Raw genomic sequence first — 3,082 nt, 5'->3', positions numbered from 1 at the left:
GGCCAGCCGCAGGCCGCGACCCGCGCGCCCGGGGGGCCCGATCCGAATGCACGGCGACGCGCGCGAAGGACTCGGACGCGATGAGCGCGCAACTGATTCGAAGAGGCCGACGGGCGCGCCTGTCGATCTCCGCCCGGGCGCGACCCGCATCAACGCCTGGACGTGTATTTTGCGCATTTGCGCACGTTTAAGTCTCCACAATCCGTAAGATTTAAAATCATTCCAAAGGGATGTGTGACGCACCGGACACGTCCGATGAGTTCCTGCGCCTGTGAGCCCGTCGATTACAATCACGCATTGAATCAGGCCGACAATCGTACGCAAAGACAAGGGCGCATCGACGCGACGATCTTCTTAAGAATGACTCAAAACTATGCCTCAAGGCCGAACAATCCGCGCCGTTGTCGCAAACTCAGACCGCAATTGCACAAACAATAAGCGATACGGGCTGGTTTTTACTCTGCTCGCGGCATCGACGACTGTCGTTCACGCACAATCCAGCCCGATCCAGGACGAGGTCATCCTCTCGGAACTGAGCGTCACCGGCACCGGCCCCGAGCGGGCGGACGGCCCGGTCGTCGGCTATCGCGCCACGCGCTCGGCGACCGCGACCAAGACCGACACGCCCCTGCGGGACTCGCCGCAATCGATCAACGTCGTCCCGCGCCAGGTGATCACGGACCAGCAGGACCTGCGCCTGACCGATGCCGTCACCAATGTCAGCAACGTCACGCCCGGCAGCACCGTGCAGGGCCGCTCGCAGAACTACGTCATCCGCGGCTTCGCCACGCAGCTCTTCGCCGTCGACGGCATCCTGGTCAATCCGGCGATCAACTTCTATCCGGTGGAACGCGACCTCGCGAACGCCGAACGGGTCGAGGTGATCAAGGGGCCCGCCTCCGTGCTGTTCGGCCGGGGCGACCCGGGCGGGGTCGTCAACATCGTCACCCGCAGGCCGACCCTGGAGCCGACCGCGGACGCGAGCGTCCAGGGCGGCAGCTTCGGCTTCCGGCGGTTCCAGGGCTCGGTCTCGAGCGCGATCCCGTCCATCGATGGGCTGGCCGCGCGCCTCACCTTCGCCGCGCAGGAGGATCCGACCTTCCGCGACATCGGCGGCGACACCAACCGGCGCATCTTCATCGCGCCGGCGCTGAGCTGGACGCCGAGCGCCGACACGAGGGTCTACATCAACGCGGAAGCCACCAGCCAGCGCACCCAGTACGATGAGGGGCTCATCGCTTTCCGTGGCCGCGTGCCGCTGGACAACATCCGCCGCTACTACGGCGAGCCGTCCTCGCGCTATTACGGCGAGGTCAACGGGATCACGATGCGGGCCGAACACGACGTCAATGAAAACCTGACGCTGCGGCAAGTGATCAACGGGCAATGGGGGGCGTTCAACCTGTTCACGGCCCGTGCCACCGGGGTGAACAACGCCGGGACCCAGGTCACGCGGCGCGACGCCTCGGTCGATTCGCATTTCGCAGCCGTGGATACCCAGACCGAAGCGATCATGAAGTTCGACACGCTCGGCTTCGCCCACACCGCCCTCGTGGGGTTCGAGTACACCAACGGCTTCCGCCATCCCTATTCGCAGCAGGGCACCTACACCCCGGTCAGGTTCTTCAACCCGGTCTTCGGCGGGACTCCCGGCGCGCTCGGGTTTCAGTCAGAGCTGAAGCAAAAGCTCGAACTGTTCGGGTTCTACCTGCAGGACCAGATCGCCCTCACGCCCCAGTTGCAGCTCGTGCTCGGCGCCCGGTTCGATCTCGGCACCCAATATTACTTCAATCGCCTTCCGGCTTCGAGAACCCAACCTCCGGAGCAGCAACTCTTCGGCGCCTCGCCGCGGGTCGGCCTGATCTATCGGCCGTTTGAGCCGCTGACGTTCTATGCCAGCTACGCCACGTCCTTCGCGCCGCAGACCGCGAACGTCCTCAACGTCGTCAACCCGGCACCCGAGACGGGCGAGCAGCTCGAGGTCGGAACCCGCATCGACATCAACCCCGACCTGACCCTGAGCGCGGCCGCCTTCCGGATCACCCGCAACAACGTCGCCGGCAACGACCCCGTCAACACCAACTTCTCGGTGATCACCGGCCAGCAGCGTTCGGAGGGCGTCGAGGCGGACCTGGCCGGCGAGATCCTTCCGGGCTGGAAGGTCATCGGCGGCGTCGGCTATCTCGATGCGCGGATCACCAAGGACAGGGTCTTCGCGGTCGGCAACCGCCTCTTGGGCGCGCCGGCCTTCAGCGGCAGCGTGTGGACGACGTACGATGTCCAGGCCGGCTCCCTGCGCGGTCTCGGTCTCGGCATCGGCGTCACCCATGTCGGCCAGCGCTTCGGCGACCTCAACAACAGCTACAAGGTCGGGGCGTACAATCGGGTCGACGCAGCCGTGTATTACGACATCGACGCGCATTACCGGTTCGCGGTCAACATCCGGAACCTGGCGAACGCACGCTACATCGAGCAGCCGTTCAATCAGTTCAACAACACCCCCGGTGCGCCTTTCACCCTCCTGGCGACGATCACTGCGCGGATGTGAGCCGGATCGGCGCAAATCAGGGGTTCGAGAGGCCTCCAGCCCAGCCCTTTCAAGGTGTTTGGCCAGGTGCGCGTCGTGGGATCGGCGCTCCCGAGCCGATCACGCGCGCCCCTTTCCCGGACGGGTGAAGCGAAGCGGAACCTGATCCGGGATCCAGCACACGAAGCGCCGCGCCAGCGGCACGGGTCGATCAGGCGGACGCTGCGCGCCGTATTGTGCTGGATCCCGGGTCGCATTCCGCTAGCGCTGCATGCGCCCGGGAAAGGGCCGGGCGGACCTGCTCGACACATGTCCTGGTCTCAGCCCAACATCTTGAAACCGCTGTGTCTGGGACCTTTTGCGGGCGCAGGGTGGAACCCTGCTGTCGGGCTTTGCCCGATCCATCAGGGGCCAAATCCTAGAGGTCTTGCCCCGAACCCCGCCAAAGGGCTGAGCCCTTTGGAAACCCGGTCGTCCTCGCCGCGCTACCGTCCCGTGTCGCCGACGGGCTCCGGGCGGGGCTTCGCCACGCGGAGGGGCGTCGCGGCTCTCGGC

The 3,082-nt window shown here is 65.6% G+C and carries 1 protein-coding gene; it reads left to right on the top strand.

Going from position 1 to position 3,082, the window contains the following annotated elements:
- The first annotated feature begins 373 nt into the window (after positions 1-373).
- A complete protein-coding gene (locus FV228_RS25035; RefSeq protein ID WP_147857026.1) occupies positions 374-2,548 on the top strand; it encodes a TonB-dependent siderophore receptor in 2,175 nt (724 codons plus the stop codon).
- Positions 2,549-3,082: the final 534 nt, after the last annotated feature.

This window comes from Methylobacterium sp. WL18, from assembly GCF_008040015.1.
GTDB lineage: Bacteria > Pseudomonadota > Alphaproteobacteria > Rhizobiales > Beijerinckiaceae > Methylobacterium > Methylobacterium mesophilicum.
Note: the sequence above shows the minus strand (reverse complement) of the source record. Positions and strands in the feature narration are given on the sequence as shown.